This is a genomic window from Streptomyces sp. NPDC104096, assembly GCF_055584385.1.
Genome location: NZ_JBVJMD010000090.1, coordinates 1 through 19004 on the forward strand (window position 1 = coordinate 1; position 19004 = coordinate 19004).

Here is a 19004-nt window from a genome sequence, read left to right on the forward strand (position 1 = left end):
CCGAATCCGGCGTCGGCGATCCGGCGGGCCAGGCGCCGGTTGCGGAGCATCCCGGCGACGTTGAGGTCCTCGACCACGACCGTGCCGTACTCGGCCGCCACGGCGGTGGTGAGCTTGTGCAGGGCGTCTTCGCGCAGGTCCGCCACCCGGTGGTGCACCTTGTTGCGGGCGGCGTCGGCCTTCTCCCAGCGCTTCGAGGGCTTCTGCCCGGTGCGCCGGTCCGGGCCCTGGCGGCGGGACACCGTCCGCGAGGCGCGGCGCAGCTGCTTCAACGCCGTGTCCAGATGCCTCGGGTTGGCGGTGGTGCGGATCTCGCCGGTGCTGTCGGCCATCACCGCGAGGGTCTTGATCCCCAGGTCGATCCCGACCGCCACGCCGGGGCGCGTCACGCGCCGGATGTCCTGCTTGACCTCGGCCTGGAAGGAGACGAACCAGCGTCCGCGTTCGTACCGGACGGTCGCGGACAGGGTGCGGGCCGTCCCGGCCTGCACCCGGGCCAGGAGCCCCGCGGTGGGCTCGTGGGTGCGGATCGCGCCCAGGCGGGGCAGCGTCACATGCCGGCCGTCGGTGTCCACACGAATCACGCCGGTCGTGAAGCGGCAGGCAAGGCGCGCCTTGCGCTTCGACTTGAACCGGGGCGCACCCATCCGCCGGCCGCGCCGCCTGCCGTTCTTGGACTTAGCGTAGTTGTCGAACGCGGCCGACGCGTTGGCCAGACCGGTGCTGTAGGCCTCCTTGGAGTTGTCCTCCCACCAGCTGGCGAAGCGGGGGTCGGTGTGCTTGGCGGCGTTGAACGCCTTCCGCAGGGCGGGCAGCGACCACGGCCGCCACTCCGTCAGGATCTGCTCGGGAATGCCGTAGGACACCTCCGCGCGGCGCTGCCACCACGACGCTTCAACCCAGCCGACAGCCCAGTTGTACGCGGCCCTGGCCGCGCCGCAGTGCGACCGTAACGCAGCCTCCTGACCGGCGTTCGGATCCAGAGCGAACCGGAACGCCTGCACCACGAACCCGGGCCGCGGCCGGAACTTCCTCACCCGGCAGCCTCGCCGGTGGCCGCGGCCACCGCATGGGCCGCACGCTGCTGCGCCGCCCGACGCCCGTACAAACGGGCGCACAACGACGTCAGCACCTCGGTCATGTCCCGCACCAGGTCGTCGGTGGTCTCGGCGGGGTCCAGGACGACCAGACGCCGCCCGGACGCCGACAGTGCGGCTTCGAGGTGCTCGACGCCGTAGCGGGCCAGCCGGTCCCGGTGCTCCACCACGATCACCTGCGTCTGTGGGTCGGACAGCAGACGGTGCAGCTTGCGCCGCCGCCCGTCCGGCCCCGACCCCACCTCGGCCACGACCTCGGCGACGGCCAGGCCAAGCCCGTTCGCGCCGGCCACCACCCGGGCCGCCTGCCGCTCCAGGTCGGGCTTCTGGTCGGCCGAGGACACACGGCAGTACGCCACCACCCGGCCCGACGGCTCGGCAGTGACTTCATCGACCAGCCACGTGCCCGACGGCGCCTGACGGACCGGAACGGGCATCTTCCCAGCCTTCACCCACCGCCAGGCGGTCTGGTAGCTCACCCCCTGCTGCCGCGCCCACTCCGAAAGCTTCACGAGACCAAGGGATCGAGATACGCGATTAGAGGTGACTACGAGTGACTACGGGTGACTAGGAAACCTGTAACAGCTTTCACCCCTGCCCAGTTTCCTTCCCGCCCTCCGTTCCTCCTCCAGGCCAGGGCCGCCACCCCCACACCGGAAGGACGCCCTTCAATGTGCCCGCCCAACTGCCTTCCCTGTAAGTTCTGTTGTGACGCGTGCCGGATCGGTCGTGAGCCGCCCTTCCAGGGCTTCGGCGAGCTGTGCGAGGAGGTGACGCAGTTCCTCGCTCGCGAGCAGGTGCCCCAAGTCCCGCCAGTCGGCGTGCACTTCACGCGTCATCGACTGCCAGCGCTGCATGCCGCGTGGGGTGAGGTGGGCCAGGACGCGGCGCCGGTCGGCCGGGTCGATGCGACGGTAGACCAGGTTCTGGTCGACGAGCCGGTCCATCAGTTTGGTGAGACTTGGCGCCGGCAGGAAGGCGTGGTCGGCGAGGACGGTCATGTTGTGGCCCTGCCCGTCGGAGAGCAGGTCGAGCACCCGCCACGCCTCCACGGAGCACGCGAACTCGTCCAGGAGCAACTGCACTCGGCGCACGGCGAGACGTTCGGCCCGCGTGAGCAGGTAGAGCAGTTCCTCGGGCCGTCTCGCCATCGTGCTCCTCCACTCGCGCTCGCCGACCGGTGCCTGAGCCCACCGTCGATCACCAGTCAATTGAAAAGGGGGAATCAGAATAACTGATCCTTTCCATGGGAAGCATTGATCGTCGTTGCTGTGATGCCCCCGACAAATGTATTCGGCAGCGGGTTGTTCGTCTTTCGCCGACCGCGTTACTTTCACTGGAAACTGTTCTTCAATTGCTCCGAAACGCGATTGAAACAGTTCCCCCGCAGGCTGTGGTCGCACTTCAGCGACCAGCCCGGACACCACCCCGGAACGGCTGGGGAACCCGTGCGCCGACCCCGCCACTTCTGAAGCGCCTACCCCTTCATTCCCTCCCCAGAGTCTTTCCGCTCTCTTCGCATCGCCCTTCGGGGCAAGGAGGTTGTGCATGTCCGGGTTCAGCATCAGCAGGCGCGGTCTCCTGGCCGGTATCTCGGCCGCCGGCGCATCAGCCGCTCTCAGCGCGTGCGGCGCCAAGACAGGCGACACCACGTCCACCGGTTCCGGCGCCAAGGCCGACACGTCCGGCGACACCGTCAAGGTCGGTCTGCTGAACTCGCTCTCGGGCACCATGGCGATCAGTGAAGTCACCGTCCACAACGCGCTGTTGCTCGCGGTGAAGGAGATCAACGCCGCCGGCGGCGTGCTGGGCAAGAAGCTGGAGCCGGTCAGCCAGGACGGTGCCTCCGACTGGCCCACCTTCGCCGAGAAGGCGGAGACCCTCATCAAGGACGACAAGGTCGTGGCCACCTTCGGCTGTTGGACCTCGGCCAGCCGAAAGGCCGTCAAGCCGGTCTTCGAACGGTACAGGTCGCTGCTGTTCTACCCCGTGCAGTACGAAGGTCTGGAGCAGTCGCCGTACATCTTCTACATCGGCGCCACCACCAACCAGCAGATCGTGCCCGCCCTCGACTACCTCAAGAAGCGGGGCCTGACCAAGCTCTACCTGGTCGGCAGCGACTACGTCTTCCCGCGCACCGCCAACAAAATCATCAAGGCGTACGCGAAGGCCAACGGCATGGAGGTCGTCGGCGAGGACTACGCGCCCCTCGGTTCCACGGAGTTCGGCACCATCGTCAACAAGGTCAAGGGTGCAGGTGCGGACGCCGTGTTCAACACCCTCAACGGTGACTCCAACGTGGCCTTCTTCAAGGAGTACAAGTCCGCGGGCCTGACCGCGAAGAGCCTGCCGGTGCTCTCGGTCTCCATCGCCGAGGAGGAGGTCAAGAGCATCGGCACCCAGTACCTGGACGGCCAGCTCACGGCCTGGAACTACTACGAGACCACCCCGGGCGCGGCCAACACGAAGTTCGTGGCCGCGTACCAGGCGGCGTACGGCAAGGACAAGCCGACCTCCGACCCGATGGAGGCCGCCTACATCTCCGTCTACCTGTGGAAGGCGATGGTGGAGAAGGCCGGGTCCTTCGACGTGGCGAAGGTGAAGGCCGCCTCCGACGGCATCGAACTCGACGCTCCCGAGGGCAAGGTCACGGTGGACGGCGCCACCCAGCATGTCCACAAGACCGCCCGGATCGGCAAGGTCGGCTCCGACGGCCTGATCACCGAGGTGTGGAACTCCGGAAAGCCGGTCAAGCCGGACCCGTACCTCAAGGGTTACTCCTGGGCCTCCGGACTCTCCTGAGCCGCCCCGCCCGGCACCAGGCCCGGCCCTCTGCAGAGGGCCGGGCCACGCCCACGGCACACGCGCACACCCGTACCCGCGTCCTCGACCCGGAGCCGCCCCATGACGGTCATCCTCAACCAGTCCCTCACCGGCATCAGCATCGGTGCCGTCCTGCTGCTCATCGCCCTCGGTCTGACCCTGACCTTCGGTCAGATGGGTGTGATCAACATGGCGCACGGCGAGTTCATCATGACCGGCGCCTACACCACGTACGTGCTGCAGAAGTCCATCAGCAGCGCGGGCGTCTCGCTGCTCGCCGCCCTGCCGATCGCCTTCCTGGTCGCCGGAGCCATGGGCGCCCTGCTGGAATGGCTGCTCATCCGCCGCCTCTACACACGCCCCCTGGACACGCTGCTCGTGACTTGGGGTGTCTCGCTGATGCTCCAGCAGCTCGCCCGCGACATCTTCGGCGCCCCCAACGTGCAGACCGCCGCGCCCGACGTCCTCACCGGCAACATCGCGCTGGGCGGCGGCATCACCTTCGCCAACAACCGCCTGTTCATCCTCGGCCTGGCCCTGCTGAGCGTCCTCGCCCTCACCCTCGTCCTCAAACTCACGCCACTGGGCCGCCGTATCCGGGCCGTCGTCCAGAACCGCGACCTGGCCGAGGTCTCCGGGATCGCCACCGGACGGGTCGACCGCATCACCTTCTTCATCGGCTCGGGTCTCGCGGGCGTGGCCGGCGTCGCCCTCACCCTGGTCGGCCCGATCGGCCCGACGATGGGCACCAACTACATCGTCGACGCCTTCCTGGTCGTCGTCGTGGGCGGCATCGGACAGCTCACGGGCAGCGTCATCACCGCCTTCGCGCTCGGCATCCTGCAATCGGTCCTCGAATACTCGACGACGGTCAGCGTCGCCAAGGTCATCGTGCTCGTGGCGATCGTCGCCTTCCTGCAGTGGCGACCCCAGGGCCTGTACACACTGCGCACCCGGAGCCTGGCATGACGACGACCACTTCCCCCTCCGCCGTGGTGACGCCACCGTCCCGGTCCTTGCCGGCGCGGCTCCGCGTCCCCGCCGGGTTCGCCCTCGGCGCCGTCCTCCTCTTCGGCGTCGCACCCGTCCTGCTCTCCGACTTCCGCCTCAACCTCCTCGCCAAGTACCTGTGTTACGCGATCGTCGCGGTCGGCGTCAGCCTCGCCTGGGGGCGTGGCGGGCTCATGGTGCTCGGCCAGGGCGTCTTCTTCGGCCTCGGCGGCTACGCCATGGCCATGCACCTCAAGCTCACCGACGCGGCCGCCACCGGCGAGACCCTGCCCGACTTCATGCAGCTGTACGGCACCGGCGACTCCCTGCCCTGGTGGTGGAAGCCGTTCGCCGATCCGGCCTTCGCGCTCGCCATGACGGTGCTGCTGCCGATGGCGGTCGCCGCGCTGCTCGGCTTCTTCGTCTTCCGCCGCCGGGTGAAGGGCGCCTACTTCGCCATCCTCAGCCAGGCACTGGCCGCCGCCCTGTCCATCTGGCTGATCGGCCAGCAGGCCACCACCGGCGGCACCAACGGCCTCACCGGCATCCAGGGCTTCTTCGGCTACTCCCTGGACGACCCCGTCAACCAGCGGATGGTGTACTTCGTCATCGCCACCGTCCTGCTGCTCCTGACGATCGGCGCCCGCCAGCTGTTCGTCAGCCGGTTCGGCGAACTCCTCGTCGCCGCAAGGGACTCCGAGGAGCGGGTGCGCTTCCTCGGCTACGACCCGGCCAACGTCAAGCTCGTCGCGTACGTCCTCGCGGCCGGCATGGCGGGCCTGGCCGGCGCCCTTTTCGTCCCGGCGGTCGGGATCATCTCCCCGGCGCTGATCGGAATCGTGCCCTCCATCGGCTTCGTCATCGGCGCGGCGGTCGGCGGCCGGGCCTCGCTGGTGGGCGCGGTACTCGGCGCGATCGCGGTGGCCTGGGCGCAGAGCACGCTGTCCGACGCCTTCCCCGCCGCGTGGACGTATCTCCAGGGCCTGCTCTTCGTGGTCGCGGTCGGCTTCCTGCCCGGCGGTCTGGCCTCCCTGGGCGTCGTCCTGCGCAGACGCCGTACCGCTACCGCTACTCGTACGACGGGAGAGACGGCATGAGCGGCGAGGGACTGTCCGTCCGCGACCTGCGGGTGACCTTCGACGGCTTCACGGCCGTCGACGGCGTCGACCTCGACATCCACCCCGGCGACCTGCGCTTCCTCATCGGCCCCAACGGTGCCGGCAAGACCACCCTCGTCGACGCCGTCACCGGCCTGGTGAAGGCGACGGGCTCGGTACGCTTCGGCGACCACGACCTGCTGGGCAGGCCGGTCCACAAGATCGCACGCATGGGGATCGGACGTACGTTCCAGACGGCCACGGTCTTCGAGGAACTGACCGTCCTGCAGAACCTCGACATCGCCTCGGGCGCCGGTCGGGGCCCGTGGACGATGCTCCGGCGCCGAAAAGACATCCCCGAGCCGGTCGCGAAGGCCCTGGAGACCACCGGGCTGACCCACCTGCGCGACCGCCCCGCCGGCGTTCTCGCCCACGGGCAGAAGCAGTGGCTGGAGATCGGCATGCTGCTCGTCCAGGACGTGCGACTGCTGCTCCTCGACGAACCGGTCGCCGGCATGAGCCACGACGAGCGCGAGGCCACCGGCGCGCTGCTCCAGCGGATCAGCACCGACCGCACGGTCGTCGTCATCGAGCACGACATGGACTTCATGCGCTCCTTCGCCCGCAGCGTCAGTGTCCTGCACGCCGGCAAGGTCCTGAGCGAGGGCACCGTCGCCGAGGTCCAGGCCGACGCCAAGGTCCAGGAGGTCTACCTCGGCCGCAGCAGGGAACCCGAGCCCGCTCCCGCCACTCCCGTGGCCCTCGCCGAGGAGGCGTGAGTCAGATGCTGGATATCAGCTCCGTCCAGGTCGGCTACGACCGCACCACGGTCCTGCACGGCGTCACGGTCACCGTCCCGAAGGACGGTGTCGCCACCGTCCTCGGCCACAACGGCGCCGGCAAGAGCACTCTGCTGCGCGCCGCCATGGGACTGATCAAGCCCAGGAGCGGCACCGTCCGGCTCGACGGCGAGGACATCACCCACCTCGCCCCGCACCAACGGGTCGCCCGCAGGATGGCGTACGTCCCCCAGGGCCAGCAGTCCTTCCCCCACCTCACCACTGCCGAGAACCTTCAACTCGTCGCCGACGGCCGCCCCGACGGCAGAGCGGCGACCGCCGAGGCGCTGGACCTCTTCCCGGCCCTGCGCGAGCTGTCCGGCCGCCGCGCCGGCCTGCTCTCCGGCGGCCAGCGCCAGCAACTCGCCATCGCCCGCGCGCTGATCACGCGCCCCAGGATCCTGCTGCTCGACGAGCCGACGGAGGGCATCCAGCCGTCGGTCGTCGCCGAGATCGAGGAGACGATCCTCGCCCTCACCCGGCGCGGCGGCCTCTCCGTCCTCCTCGTCGAACAGCACGTCGGATTCGCCATGCGCGCCGCCCAGCGGTACTACGTACTGGAGGCCGGGCGGGTGACGTCCTCGGGCGAGGGCGGAACAGCCGCGGAACAGGCCGTACGAGCGGCACTCAGCGTGTGAGATCCGGCTGCTGACGCGTGCCCTCGACCGAGTGACGCGAGATCGGACGCCCCCACATCACCCCAGACAGACGCCGCTTGGGCTGTCACGAAGCTCTGGCGGGGAACCTGCTGCGAGGGGAACGGGAGACCATCTGCGCGGTTCTCGGTGTGACCGTCCCCACTGGGTGGCATACAACCATCCGGCCGGGGTAAACGCGGCGTGCTGCGCCTTGCCAGGCTGGGGCAGGATGCGAGGCTACGACGCATGCCACAGGAGGGGCCCGACATGACGATGGTGACCGAGAAGAGCGAGACGGCGACGGACGCCCTGCCGGAGATCGCTGATCCGGCGCGGGTTTCCCCCAAGGACGCCCGCCAGTTGAGCCGGCTCTTTTTGGACCGGCTCGCCGTCCTGGAGGAGGGCACGCCCGCGTACCAGTACGCGCGTAACACCCTCGTCGAGATGAACATCTCCCTCGTCCGCTACGCAGCGTCCCGTTTCCGCAGCCGCGGCGCGGACGAGATGGAGGACATCGTCCAGGTCGGCACGATCGGGCTCATCAAGGCCATCGACCGTTTCGAGCTGTCCCGCGAGGTCGAGTTCACCTCCTTCGCCGTCCCCTACATCACCGGCGAGATCAAGCGCTTCTTCCGCGACACCTCCTGGGCGGTCCACGTCCCGCGCCGTCTGCAGGAAGCCCGCGTCCAGCTCGCCAAGGCCACCGAGGAACTGCGCAGCCGGCTCGGCCGCACGCCCACCGTGAAGGAACTCTCCGAGCTGATGTCCCTGAGCGAGGAGGAGGTCAACGAGGCACGGCTGGCCTCCAACGGCTATAGCTCGGCCTCGCTGGACGCCGCCATCAGCTCCGGTGACGAGGGCGAGGCGGCACTGGCCGACTTCATCGGCAGCGACGACAACGCGCTCGGCCTCGTCGAGGACTTCCACGCACTGGCCCCTCTGGTCGCCTCGCTCGACGAGCGCGAACGCCGCATCATCCACATGCGGTTCGTCGACGAGCTCACCCAGGCACAGATCGGCGAACACCTGGGCGTCTCCCAGATGCACGTCTCCCGCCTCCTGGGCCGCATCCTCACCAAACTCCGCGCAGGCATGCTCACCACCCAGTAGGACTGACCCTCCAACACCTACACGGCCACCACCCTCTGCCGTCTCGCCGGCGGACTGGCGGACAGGCGGACAAGGACGACGACAAGGTGGACACCTACACCTACAACCCTCGCGGCGTGCGCATCCTGGCCCGGTCCGCCGAACCGGTCGCCCGGCCCTAACGCTTCGCCGGCAACTACCAGGAGCCCACCGGCCTCTACGACCTGCGGGCCCGCTACTACGAAGCCGACATAGGCCGCTTCACCCGGTTCGACCCCTCGGGCCAGGAACGGAACCCGTACCTGTACACCGAAGGCGACCCCGTCAACCGCATCGACCTCAACGGATTGCTCAGCCTGGGAAGCATCGGGACGGACTCGGCGTCGCGACCATCCTCTACGAGGGATTCACTGGCGGAACGGGCGCGACTGAAAAAGCGACCGCAGCCATGACCGCGGACATTGGTGTCACGGGGCTCGGCGAAGTTGGAGCCGCAGCGTTCACCGGACTCGGTGCTGTCCCGGCGCTCCCATACTGCATGACCATCGGCGCGACCGCAGCCACTTGCATCGGTGCCACGTGCAAGAGCTGACGAACGGACCAATCGTGATTGCCGAAGCAGGCGTTGTCCTGCTCCGGCACCCATGGTTTCGAACAGGGAGAATGAGATGATCCGACCGGGAAGAGGGCGCCAGATCCAACTCTTCGGCATATTAGCCCTCGTCTGCGGTGCACTTCTCCTGGCAACCCCCTCCGGGGGCCCGGCGGACGCATTCGGATGGCTGCTCATCGCAGGTGGAGCTCTTTCCTTGCCGGTGAGTCTGATCAGCAAAAAGAAGGGGCAGGGTTGATGTGGTCTTTTTCTGCCCCGCCGTTGCTGCGAGATGGACAATCGGCGCTCTTGTTCACCGTCGGATTTATCGTGCTGGCAGGAGTCGCTGTATTCTTCTTCAGCAAGAGGAACAGGTGAAGTGCCGTGACGTCGTAGCGCGATCGCGGTCGGTGTGGCCTGACCCCGGGGTCTTTGAGAAGTCTTGAGGTGGGCGGTTCGCCTGCTGTGCACTGGATATGTCGCCTCGTCGGCTTCTGCCGACAGCGACCCTGGACGCAGTACAGGCATGGCTGCCGATGATCATGTGGGTGTCGAGTCAGTATGAGTACCGAGCGATTCCATGCCTGCGCGCCCGTCTTCCCGCATGCCGTCATGCCTGCAACGACTGGGTGACCCCTCCAGCCCCGTCACACCTGAAATGGTCACTGACCTGCGGAGGTACCTGGTCGAAGTCCCTGATCCGCGGGCTCGTCGCGGTATCCGCCACCCATGGACGGCCCCGGGTTCGTCAGGTCAGTCCGAGGGTCACCAGCCGGTGCGCAGCAGGTGGTTGATCACGAGGGCCAGTACGGCCTGGCCGGCGAGCCAGGCGCGGGGACGGGGAAGGAGCGCGCAGGCGGGCAGCAGCCACATCGCGAACGGCAGCCAGATGCGTTCGGTCTCCGCCTTGCTCATACCGGACAGGTCGGCGATCAGCAGCGACAGCAGGGCGGAGGCCACCACGAGGGCGAGGCGTGTTTGGGGGGCGGGGAAGGTGCCCGGCCGGGTGAGGGCGTTGCCGCGTTGCCGGGTCAGTACGCCGCCTGCGCGTACCAGGCCCGCCGCCACGGGGAGACCGGTGATGAGAACGGTACAGGCAAGGTTCGCCCACACCCAGTAGCTGTACGGTCTGACGCCGCCCGCCCCCTGGTAGTAGCGCGTGACCAGCAAGTGGTAAGCATCCAACCAGTTGAAGCCGGCAGCGGTGAACACAGCGGGGAAGACGGCCAGTCCGGCACAGAGCGGCACCAGCAGGAGGGGTCGCTCCCGTACCCGGTGACGGCCGAGCAGCAGTACCGTCGCGGCTATGAGGGCGAAGAGGGTCAGACCGTAGGAGAGGTAGCAGGAGAGGCCGAACAGCAGCCCGGAAGCGGCCGCCCACCAGGCCGATCCGCCGGTGACGGCCAGGGACAGTAGGGCGACGGCCCACGCGACGACGGCTGCGAAGTACGCGTCGGCCGAAGTGCCCATCCACACCGCGGCCGGTGCCAGTACCAGGAACGGAGTCGCCCGCCTTGCCAGCTCCTCGCTGGTCAGTGCCCGGATCGCGATCAGGACCGCCACGCCCGCCGTGGCGCCGGTGGTGATGCACCAGGCCCCGGCCCAGCCGCCGCCGCGCAGCCCGATCCGGTCCAGGAGGACGAAGGTCAGCGTCGCGGCGGGCGGATGTCCCGCTACGTGCGCGGGCCAGTTGCCGGAGGAGTGGAGCAGAATGTGGTGCGTGAAGTCCCGCACTGTCGCCGGGATGTCGTGGAAGCGCTCGATGACCTGTAGGTACTCGTGGCGGGTGGTGAGGCGTACGGCAATGCCGGTGTGCCAGCCGTCGATCAGCGCCAGTGACCAGATCCAGGCCATGGAGGCCGCCCAGGCGGTCAAGGGCAAGGCACGCCAGGGCAGGCGGGCTGCCACAGAGGGTCCGTACGCCACTGTGGCCGCTGCCACCAGTACGGCCGCTGGGGTCCCCGGGCCTGTGTGCGGGCCCCAGGAGCCGAGCAGTGGCGGCCAGTTGACGCGCAGCGTGTGGGTGGTGTGCTCGATGTGGCGGCCGATGAGTACCGCCGTCAGGACGAGCAGGGCGGCGGCCGCGGGGGCATACAGGTCGCGGGAGAGGATGCGTTTCACACAGGAACGCTAGATCGCTGGAAAGGGTGACGCTGTGGTCGGCGGTGCGGGCGTCAGCGGATCGTAAGCAATTCGGTGAGTGCGTCCGACTGCGCTTCTGCGAGCGGGGTGGCGCGGGCACCGTCGACAAGACGTCCGCGTTCCGTAAGGAGTCAAGGCGTTCCATGTAGGGCTGCCCATCGGTGGGATGGACGCCATGAGATCGCGCTTCTTTCCGCCCGTGTTCAAAGGCAGGCTGCACGACGCCCGCACGGCGACCTCGATCGGGCGGTGGTTGGGGCTCGCCTTCGCGGTGTGCTTCGTCACCGGGCTGATCAGTCATTTCATGCAGCATCCCCCGGCGTGGCTGGCCGACGACCTGCCGAGCCGACCCGTTTGGGGTTACCGCTTGGCCCAGGGGCTGCACGTGGCATCCGGTATCGCAGCCGTTCCGCTGCTGTCGGCCAAGTTGTGGACGGTCTATCCGCGGCTGTTCAAGTGGCCGCCCGTTCGCTCGGTGCGCCATGGGCTGGAACGGCTGTCGGTGGCCCTGCTGGTGGCGGCAGCCGTCTTCGAGGTGGCCACCGGCCTGCTCAACACCGCGCAGTGGTACCCGTGGCCGTTCTCCTTCGTCCCGGTGCACTATGCCGTCGCCTGGCTGCTCGCCGGATCACTGGTGCTGCACATCGCGGTCAAGGCACCGGAGATCCGGGATCACTGGAGCCGACGGTCTCCGGGCACGCTCGCGCTGCCGGTCGAGGAAGGCGCCGACCGGCGCTCGCTGCTCGCCGCTGTGGCGGCCGCGGCCGGTGCCGTCACCCTGACCACGGTCGGTCAGTCCTTCACCCCGCTGAAGGACCTCATCCTGCTCGCACCGCGCCATCCGGACCACGGCCCGCAGGGCCTGCCGATCAACCGGACGGCCGCCGCGGCCGGAGTGGGCCTGAGTCACGACGAGCGCTACCGCCTGACAGTCGGCGGACCGCGTCCCTACGTACTGACCCTCGACGAGCTGCGAGCCCTGCCGCAGCACGAGGCCGAGCTCCCCATCGCCTGCGTGGAGGGCTGGAGCAAGTCGGCTCACTGGACGGGCGTACGGGTCATGGACCTGCTGGAACGGGCAGGTGCCCCCGCAGACGCTCGCGTACGGGTGGTGTCGCTGCAGACCCGCGGCGGCTACCGGGTCTCCGAGATGGGCCATGAGCACGCCCGTGACCCGCTGACGCTGCTCGCACTCCGCCTGAACGGTGAGGAACTCACCCCGGACCACGGATACCCGGTACGTCTGATCGCCCCGAACCGGCCGGGGGCGCTGCAGACCAAGTGGGTCGGCCGACTGGAGGCGCAACGCCACCAGGAGATCCACGAACGCATCGAACGCGGCGACAGCCTGCGCGCCATCGCCCGTGAACTACGCCTCAGCCGCGGCACCGTCCTGCGCTTCGCACGGGCCGCCGATGTCGGGCAGCTCCTCGTCGCGGCAACCCACCGCCCAAGCATGATCGACGACTACCGTTTTTATCTGCATCACCGCTGGATGGAGGGCTGCACCAACGCCGCAGCCCTCACCCGGGAGATCCAGCAGCTGGGCTACCGCGGCGGCATCAACACCGTCCGCCGCCACCTGCGGCCCTACCGCACCGGGGCAATCCCGTCGGATGTTCCGCTGCCCCATCTGACCGTCCGCCGGGTCACCGACTGGATCATGCACCGGCCCGAACACCTCACCGATACCGAGCGCAAGTGCCTCGACGGACAACGAGAACTCCGCACTATGGCCGCCGGCATACGCCGCGACCGTGCAGCAGTACTCGCTGCCCTGACCACCACCTTCACCTCAGGAGCAGTCGAGGGCAACGTCACCAGAATCAAACTGCTGAAGCGACAGATGTACGGCCGGGCCAACTTCGACCTCCTACGACGCCGCATCCTCCTGCCACCTTGATCAACCGACTGACACCCCCAAATCAGAGACAGAGCCCGGAAGTCTTACCAGAACCCGTTCTCACGGAAAAAGCCACTACAACTGGTACCAATTGCTCAGCGCGCCAGATTCCCCTGTATGGATGAAGTCGAGAACGATGTCCCGGGCGTGATCGATGGTCAGCGCGACGTCTGCGGTGAACGCGTGCAGTTCGTCCATGATCACCACTTCGACCTCGGCGCTCGGTGCCGCGGAATCATCGCCTACATGAAGAGACACCCCGCCATGGTTGTCGAAGAGGTGGAGGACAGCATGATCTGCTTTGAAGCCCAGAGCCAAGTAGGGGAGATTACCGTCTGGCCGCCGGATCTCAAGGTAACCCTGGCCGAGGCCAGTATTGAGGGCCTTGATGTAAGCCATCAGTTCCTGGACGGTCGAGTGCCGTTCGAGTCCTGAGAACCATCCGGTCTCCAGTGCCGTCGCCGCCCACACCACGCTCACTCCTGCTCCTCCCGTTTCCGTCACGCTACCTGGCCTTTCTCCCTGCCGTCTTCACGGATGCCCGCCTTGTGCACACCGGCGGTAGCAGATGAGGGCACTGGCCAATCCAACGAAGGCGAGGAAGTGTTCAGCCTTCCGCTCGTAGCGATGATGCAGTCGACGGCAGCCGTTCAGCCACGACATCGTGCGCTCAGCCACCCAGCGATGCCGTCCCAAACGAGCCGACGACTCGACGCCGCGGCGGGCAATGCGAAGCACTATCTGTCATCGCCGTAGCCAGTTGCACAGGTGGTCGAAGTCGTAGCCCTTGTCTGCGTGCAGTTTGGCCGGGCTTCGGCGGCGCGGACCGTATCGGGAGCGGATCGGCAGGGTGCCGCGCATGAGCGGGATCAGAGCCTGGCTGTCGTGGAGATTGGTACCGGAGATGCCCACGGACAGGGGTAGGTCGTTGCGGTCGCAGATGACGTGAATCTTCGATCCCAGCTTGCCGCGATCAGTCGTATTCGGTCCGGTCAAAAGCCCCCTTTGACCGCGCGCACGCTCGCCGAGTCGATCACGCACCGCGACCAGTCCAGCTCTCCGCTCGCGCCGAGCTGATCCAGCATGACGCGATGCAGTTTGGCCCACACCCGATCCTTCGACCAGTACGTGAAGCGGCGATGGACCGTCTGCCAGGAGGCGCCGAAGACCGGAGATAGTTGTCGCCAGGTGCATCCTGAGGTGGCTACGAAGATGATCGCAGCCAGCACCGCGCGGTCATCGCATTGACGACGGCCTCCACCCTGCACACGAGTTGGTAGCTTCGGCGCCACGTTCAGGAAGATCTCCCACAACTCATCAGGCACGAGTCGTTCCACTATCCCCATGCCGGAGCAACGACTCAACGCCAATCAAGACATTGTCGTAGTCGAGCGACTCCCGCCCGGGCCAGTCGTCGTTCCATACTTCCCGCGGACGGCCCACCAGGGCCTGGATCTTTGGGGTGGCGGCCAGGGTGTCCGGATCAGCCACCGCCTGAGTGGAGGCTTCCGGGTCGAGTCCCACCATCCACAGGCCGAAGCAGCAGAACCCGTCATCCGAACACCAGCCACCGAAGATCCGGTCCGCAGCTGCTCACAGATCCCACGTGAACGCTTTATGTGTCACCTCGTCCAAGTGCAGCCGGGGAGGCTGAGTGTGTGACTGAGCGTTTCATGTGGCGGATGAGCGCTCCGCTTGGCGGGAGGAGCGGCGCGGTTGGCGGTCAGCATGCTGACGTGCGGGTTTCGTCGGGCCGGCTTTCAAGTATCGGATCACCATCGTGCGCGCAGCACGCCGTCGCTGTCGGGTAGAACGGCTTGGAGCAGTGGACTGCGTTCGTCGGCGTAGAGGGGCAGGGCACGGGCCGCCCGTGCGTCGGTCACCAGGGCAGCGAGTTCCTCGTACTCGGTCTCATCGACGACCGCGTTTCTGATCGTTCCGTCCTTCGTCTCCCAGACGAACTCGATGTGCCACTCGGACGGCAGTGCGGTCAGGACCGCGCCGACGTCGGGTAGCAGGTCGGGCCAGACGGTCAGCAGGGCGCGCGGGCCGAGACTGGCGCGCACCGCGTGGAGGTTTTCCGTGGTGAGACGGTGCCAGCGTGTGGCGTGGACGATGGGGGTCTCTTCCAGGAGCAGGCCTTGTCGCGCTGCCAGCTCGGTGCGCACCAACGCCCAGAAGCCTTCGTCGGCGGCCTGCGTCACCTCTGGTTCCGCGGCGTAGGGGGAAGCCGCCAGTGGTTCCGCGAAGAGGCCGAGTTCCCGCGTACGGGCCACGGCGTCTGTACAGGGCTGGTCGCTGCCCACGTACACGTACTGGTCCCACCCGACATGCACGGCGAAAACGTCTCCCGCCTCCAGCCGGCACCAGGCGCCCTGCTCACGGAGCATGACGCGGATCAGCTCAAGGGCCACCGCCAGGGAGACCTCGGCCCCATCGTGGTAACCGGCGAGGTCAGCCGGGAAGAGCCCGCCGAGACCGTGCCCCTCGACCACCGGCTGGGCACCGAGGTGGACGAGCCCGGCGACGGAGGGTTCACGGATCTCCAGCCGGTCAATGCCTGCAGCTTCCGCGAACGCGGAGATCGCCTCCAGATACGCGGCCTCGACCGGCCCGTGGTCGCTGACCACCTCCTCCGCGCCCCGGTAGCTGCCGTGTTCGTCACGGTCGGCGGGGTCGTACTTTGTGATCCGGTGAACGAAGGCAGGCGGCACGCTACTCCTGGACAGGGTGGAAGGTAGCCCCAGCGTAGGTCCCGGGCCGAACTCGCAGTTCCTGATTCCGCTGCGCAGCCCGACAGTTTCAGTGCTTATCCGCCAGATGTATTGTTCAGACCGCGTTCGAGATCTGCCATGTCCTGTGGCTGGTGAGGTAGTTGCGACCGCCTGCGCCCCCGAAGCCCAGGCCGGGGCCCACCCCGGCCTGGGCTTCGGTGTCTTCGGTGTGCTGCTGTCAGTGGCGGGCGGCCGTCTGGATCCGGGCGAGGACGGCCGTCGCCTGTGCCGGGTTGGCGCGGAGCCAGGTGGTCAGGTGCTCTCGGACGGCCTCGGTGACGCAGGCGCGGACGGGCCCGTTTCCCAGTCGGTTGCGGGTGGCCCCCTCAAACTCGGGCCGATCAAGCTTCACCGACACGACCGCCGTCAGGCCCGCGCCGAGCTGGGTGGGGGTGAACTCGGGGTCGGACGGGCTGAGCAGCTGCTGCTCCCGAGCATAGGCGGTGAGCGCGGCCGCCAGGCCGTCCCGGAAGCCGATTTCGTGCATGCCACCGCCGGTGGTCGGCAGGCTGTTGGCGTAGCTCGCGATCCGTTCGTCGTGGCAGTCGCACCAGCAGAGGGCCACCTCCACGGTTCCCTCCATCTCGGAGTACTCGCGCTCGAAGTCGATCACGTCCGGGTGGGGCTGGGCACTCTGTTCCGCGATGTAGTCCGCCGGGCCGCCCGGGAAGCGGAAGTGAAGGGCCCGGGGCGCCGCGGGGTCGCGGTCATCGGTCAAGGTGATGTCCAACTCGCGGTTCAGGAAAGCCACTTCTCTGAAGCGCTCAGCCAGTGTGTCGAACGAGAACTCCAGCGTCTCGAAGATCTCAGCGTCAGGCCAGAAGGTGATCATGGTCCCGCTGCCGTCGGCCGGCCCGGTGCGGGTGGGCCCCCCGACAGGCACACCTTGCACGTACTCCAGTACCCAGCGGGTACCGTCGCGCCGTACCTCTGCCATCAGGCGGCTCGACAAGGCGTTGACGACGGCCAGTCCCACGCCGAAGTAGCTGCCGAACAGCAAGCGCCGGTCGGCGGATGGTGCCCCGCACCAGAGCTTGGTCAACCGGGTCTCCAGCGGAGGGCCGTCGCCGTGGCCGGCGTGCCCGACCGCAAGACCCGTGCCGTCGTCGGTGACGCGGACGCCGCCGTCGGCGGTGAGGGTGATCTCGACACGGCTGGCGGTGCCGCCGAGGATCTCGTTCAGCGCCCGCTCGGCGGCCTCAAGTACCAGGTGGTGAAGGCCGCGTTCGCCGACCGATCCGATGTACATTCCGGGCCGCTTCCGAACGGCCTCCAGGCCCTCCACAACCACGATCATGCTGGCGTCGTACAGATTGAATTCCTCGCTCATGATGCCCCCCGAGGGTGTCCGACAGAGCTCTCCCAACCTAGGGGATTTCCAAGAAATCACCAGGTCAGAGCCGATATGGCGAGGCCACGGACAGGCTTCTGAAGGGTGATCAGGAGCGGTCGGCCGGGAGGAGTGCGCACTGACACCGTAAGGCCGCCGCGGCCCCCCGAGGACCGTCTGCGGCACTGTTCCGGGCGGCCACGAAGCCACGAGTTTCAAGAAAATTTCACCTCGGCCCGGCGCGGCCGTGGATGCTGAGTGAGCCGTTCGGCTTTGCGCCCAGATGGCTGTGCAGTCGGACGGTTTGACTGATCAGACCGTGCTTGAGATCTCATGGTCGGCGCGTGAGAGGGGTCATGAGTCTGGCCGTGTGGCGGGTCGGCCTCGCGTGAGCGGGCGGACCATGACGCCGATCATGGCCCAGCAGATCATCGTCTCGGAGTGGGCCGGGGTGGTCTCGTAGTCCCGAGCGAGGCGCCGGTGGGCGGTAAGGCACGAGGTTGGGTCGGCCGCGCGGAACAGGGATCACCCCACGGCGAGCACCTCACCGCGCGGCCCCGACCGCCTGGATCCACCAGTTCAAAGGACTCCGCACCCGCTACGAGCGACGCGCCGACCTTCATCAAGGCCTGCTCGAACTCGCCTGCGGAATCATCTGTCTCCGACGGCTTCTGGAGGCAGTCGAAGGGCAGCAGCAGGCTCCTGACGCGTGACCTCTTCTCCTCACGGCGTACCTTCGCCACCCCGCCATGAGCCCGGCCCGGAAGCCGGGCAAGAAGCGGACGACGACGCGTTGGTCAAAGCTCTGCAGGCTCGCGCATGGGATCCGGGCCTGCGATTCGACCGCGCGGACGTCCCTGTCGCGTGGATCGTCGAGCGTTATGGCAAGCCCCGCTTGGAGCGGATACGAGACGACATCGCTTCGTATGGCAGTGACGGGACGGTTCAGCTCAAGGCCGGGACCGAGGAGTTGACCGCCTACTACGCCGACGCTCCTCGCGGGCTGCTGTTCCCTCCGATCTCCCTGCCAGAGGTCGAGCAGGCAGAACGGAGGATCGGACGCCGGCTTCCCGAACTGCTTCGGCGCCTCTACACCGAGGTGGCCAACGGAGGATTCGGCCCCGATAGCGGGCTGGCCTCCCTGACCGACGGCAACAGGGCTCCAGGGCACTTGCGCGACTGGCCGTGCGCGGCCGGCCTCCACGAACGCAACCTGTCAGAGGGCATGCCGCCATCGTGGCTCTTCCTCACCTACGGCGGCTGCACGATGGAATGGCATGTCTCATTGAGCGCAGTCGACAACCCAGTGCTTCTCTACGACGCCGACGGCTACACCTTCGGAGAAAGCCCTCACGACGGCCTTCGCCATGCGACCGCCTCACTACGAAAATGGTTGTGGACCTGGGCCGACGGCGGCGACATCTGGGATGAAGCCCTAGTGATCTGAGTCAGAGATTCGTCGGCAGTAGGCTGCGACTTTGTCGAGGATCTCGTCGGCGGTCTTGGTCCATGCGAAGGGCCGGGGGTGCTCGTTCCAGTCGGCCAGCCAGGCTCGGATGTCGCGTTCGAGGGCTTGGACGGAGCGGTGGACGCCGCGCTTGAGCTTCTTCTGGGTCAGTTCGGCGAACCACCGCTCGACCAGGTTGAGCCAGGACGAGCTCGTCGGTGTGAAGTGCAGATGGAAACGCGG

General features: G+C 67.7%; 16 protein-coding genes and 6 pseudogenes. 11 read left to right on the forward strand and 11 right to left on the reverse strand.

Annotation, left to right across the window (positions count from 1 at the left end; all coding sequences use genetic code 11):
- The 3 genes from tnpB to ACZ60B_RS40325 all read right to left on the reverse strand — a co-directional run.
- Nucleotides 1-1037 (reverse strand): IS607 family element RNA-guided endonuclease TnpB (gene tnpB / locus ACZ60B_RS40315; protein WP_469396429.1); only part of this gene is annotated, 1037 nt, incomplete at its 3' end.
- A complete protein-coding gene (locus tag ACZ60B_RS40320; protein WP_469396431.1) occupies nucleotides 1034-1609 on the reverse strand; it encodes an IS607 family transposase in 576 nt (191 codons plus the stop codon). The genes tnpB and ACZ60B_RS40320, both read right to left, overlap by 4 nt.
- Nucleotides 1610-1765: 156 nt before the next feature.
- Nucleotides 1766-2248: a MarR family winged helix-turn-helix transcriptional regulator gene (locus tag ACZ60B_RS40325; RefSeq protein ID WP_469396433.1), complete on the reverse strand. Its 483-nt coding sequence runs from the start codon at nucleotides 2246-2248 to the stop codon at nucleotides 1766-1768.
- Between the two features lie 397 nt (nucleotides 2249-2645).
- Between ACZ60B_RS40325 and urtA the strand changes: the two genes are divergently transcribed.
- The 7 genes from urtA (at nucleotide 2646) to ACZ60B_RS40360 (ending at nucleotide 9025) form a co-directional block, all read left to right on the forward strand.
- Entirely contained in the window at nucleotides 2646-3899 is a 1254-nt protein-coding gene (gene urtA, locus ACZ60B_RS40330) for an urea ABC transporter substrate-binding protein (protein WP_469396437.1), read from the forward strand.
- A 102-nt stretch (nucleotides 3900-4001) separates the two neighbouring features.
- Nucleotides 4002-4889: an urea ABC transporter permease subunit UrtB gene (gene urtB / locus ACZ60B_RS40335; protein WP_469396440.1), complete on the forward strand. Its 888-nt coding sequence runs from the start codon at nucleotides 4002-4004 to the stop codon at nucleotides 4887-4889.
- Entirely contained in the window at nucleotides 4886-6007 is a 1122-nt protein-coding gene (gene urtC, locus ACZ60B_RS40340) for an urea ABC transporter permease subunit UrtC (protein ID WP_469396442.1), read from the forward strand. Before urtB ends, urtC begins: the two co-directional genes overlap by 4 nt.
- Entirely contained in the window at nucleotides 6004-6786 is a 783-nt protein-coding gene (gene urtD / locus ACZ60B_RS40345; protein ID WP_469396444.1) for an urea ABC transporter ATP-binding protein UrtD, read from the forward strand. The genes urtC and urtD overlap by 4 nt, the downstream gene beginning before the upstream one ends.
- A gap of 5 nt (nucleotides 6787-6791) precedes the next feature.
- On the forward strand, nucleotides 6792-7484 hold the full coding sequence (urtE, locus tag ACZ60B_RS40350; protein WP_469396446.1) for an urea ABC transporter ATP-binding subunit UrtE: 693 nt from the start codon (nucleotides 6792-6794) through the stop codon (nucleotides 7482-7484).
- 267 nt (nucleotides 7485-7751) lie between these two features.
- On the forward strand, nucleotides 7752-8594 hold the full coding sequence (locus ACZ60B_RS40355; protein WP_469396450.1) for an RNA polymerase sigma factor SigF: 843 nt from the start codon (nucleotides 7752-7754) through the stop codon (nucleotides 8592-8594).
- Nucleotides 8595-8797: 203 nt separating this feature from the next.
- Nucleotides 8798-9025 carry an RHS repeat-associated core domain-containing protein gene (locus ACZ60B_RS40360; RefSeq protein ID WP_469396468.1) on the forward strand — a complete coding sequence of 76 codons (228 nt, stop codon included), beginning with the start codon at nucleotides 8798-8800 and terminating at the stop codon, nucleotides 9023-9025.
- 905 nt (nucleotides 9026-9930) lie between these two features.
- On the opposite strand, the gene ACZ60B_RS40365 is transcribed toward ACZ60B_RS40360, so the two are convergent.
- Entirely contained in the window at nucleotides 9931-11286 is a 1356-nt protein-coding gene (locus ACZ60B_RS40365; RefSeq protein ID WP_469396454.1) for a hypothetical protein, read from the reverse strand.
- Between the two features lie 196 nt (nucleotides 11287-11482).
- On the opposite strand from ACZ60B_RS40365, the pseudogene ACZ60B_RS40370 reads away from it, so the two are divergent.
- Nucleotides 11483-12610 (forward strand): annotated as a pseudogene (locus ACZ60B_RS40370) (molybdopterin-dependent oxidoreductase); the annotation flags it as partial.
- 414 nt (nucleotides 12611-13024) lie between these two features.
- A pseudogene (locus ACZ60B_RS40375) lies at nucleotides 13025-13210 on the forward strand (transposase); the annotation flags it as partial.
- A 75-nt stretch (nucleotides 13211-13285) separates the two neighbouring features.
- On the opposite strand, the gene ACZ60B_RS40380 reads toward ACZ60B_RS40375, so the two are convergent.
- From ACZ60B_RS40380 to ACZ60B_RS40405, 6 genes and pseudogenes are all read right to left on the reverse strand, one after another.
- On the reverse strand, nucleotides 13286-13690 hold the full coding sequence (locus ACZ60B_RS40380) for an Imm1 family immunity protein (protein ID WP_469396458.1): 405 nt from the start codon (nucleotides 13688-13690) through the stop codon (nucleotides 13286-13288).
- Between the two features lie 51 nt (nucleotides 13691-13741).
- Nucleotides 13742-14556 (reverse strand): annotated as a pseudogene (locus ACZ60B_RS40385) (IS5 family transposase).
- Nucleotides 14528-14788, reverse strand: a complete 261-nt coding sequence (locus ACZ60B_RS40390) for a DUF4240 domain-containing protein (RefSeq protein WP_469396470.1) — start codon at nucleotides 14786-14788, stop codon at nucleotides 14528-14530. The pseudogene ACZ60B_RS40385 and the gene ACZ60B_RS40390 overlap by 29 nt, the downstream one beginning before the upstream one ends.
- A gap of 194 nt (nucleotides 14789-14982) precedes the next feature.
- Nucleotides 14983-15924, reverse strand: a complete 942-nt coding sequence (locus ACZ60B_RS40395; RefSeq protein ID WP_469396461.1) for an RNA-binding protein — start codon at nucleotides 15922-15924, stop codon at nucleotides 14983-14985.
- Between the two features lie 238 nt (nucleotides 15925-16162).
- Nucleotides 16163-17314, reverse strand: coding sequence for an ATP-binding protein (locus ACZ60B_RS40400; protein WP_469396464.1), 1152 nt, complete (start codon nucleotides 17312-17314; stop codon nucleotides 16163-16165).
- A gap of 354 nt (nucleotides 17315-17668) precedes the next feature.
- A pseudogene (locus tag ACZ60B_RS40405) lies at nucleotides 17669-17812 on the reverse strand (IS5 family transposase); the annotation flags it as partial.
- An 8-nt stretch (nucleotides 17813-17820) separates the two neighbouring features.
- Here ACZ60B_RS40405 and ACZ60B_RS40410 point away from each other — a divergent pair.
- Together ACZ60B_RS40410 and ACZ60B_RS40415 are read left to right on the forward strand one after the other, a co-directional pair.
- Nucleotides 17821-18027 (forward strand): annotated as a pseudogene (locus tag ACZ60B_RS40410) (hypothetical protein); the annotation flags it as partial.
- A complete protein-coding gene (locus tag ACZ60B_RS40415) occupies nucleotides 18024-18761 on the forward strand; it encodes a hypothetical protein (RefSeq protein ID WP_469396466.1) in 738 nt (245 codons plus the stop codon). The pseudogene ACZ60B_RS40410 and the gene ACZ60B_RS40415, both read left to right, overlap by 4 nt.
- On the opposite strand, the pseudogene ACZ60B_RS40420 reads toward ACZ60B_RS40415, so the two are convergent.
- Nucleotides 18750-19004: pseudogene (locus ACZ60B_RS40420) on the reverse strand (IS630 family transposase); the annotation flags it as partial. The gene ACZ60B_RS40415 and the pseudogene ACZ60B_RS40420 overlap by 12 nt on opposite strands.

Coding starts and splice junctions, on each gene's coding strand:
- ACZ60B_RS40325 (WP_469396433.1), bottom strand. CDS start 2,248: ATGGCGAGACGGCCCGAGGAACTGCTCTACCTGCTCACGCGGGCCGAA.
- urtA (WP_469396437.1), top strand. CDS start 2,646: ATGTCCGGGTTCAGCATCAGCAGGCGCGGTCTCCTGGCCGGTATCTCG.
- urtB (WP_469396440.1), top strand. CDS start 4,002: ATGACGGTCATCCTCAACCAGTCCCTCACCGGCATCAGCATCGGTGCC.
- urtC (WP_469396442.1), top strand. CDS start 4,886: ATGACGACGACCACTTCCCCCTCCGCCGTGGTGACGCCACCGTCCCGG.
- urtD (WP_469396444.1), top strand. CDS start 6,004: ATGAGCGGCGAGGGACTGTCCGTCCGCGACCTGCGGGTGACCTTCGAC.
- urtE (WP_469396446.1), top strand. CDS start 6,792: ATGCTGGATATCAGCTCCGTCCAGGTCGGCTACGACCGCACCACGGTC.
- ACZ60B_RS40355 (WP_469396450.1), top strand. CDS start 7,752: ATGACGATGGTGACCGAGAAGAGCGAGACGGCGACGGACGCCCTGCCG.
- ACZ60B_RS40400 (WP_469396464.1), bottom strand. CDS start 17,314: ATGAGCGAGGAATTCAATCTGTACGACGCCAGCATGATCGTGGTTGTG.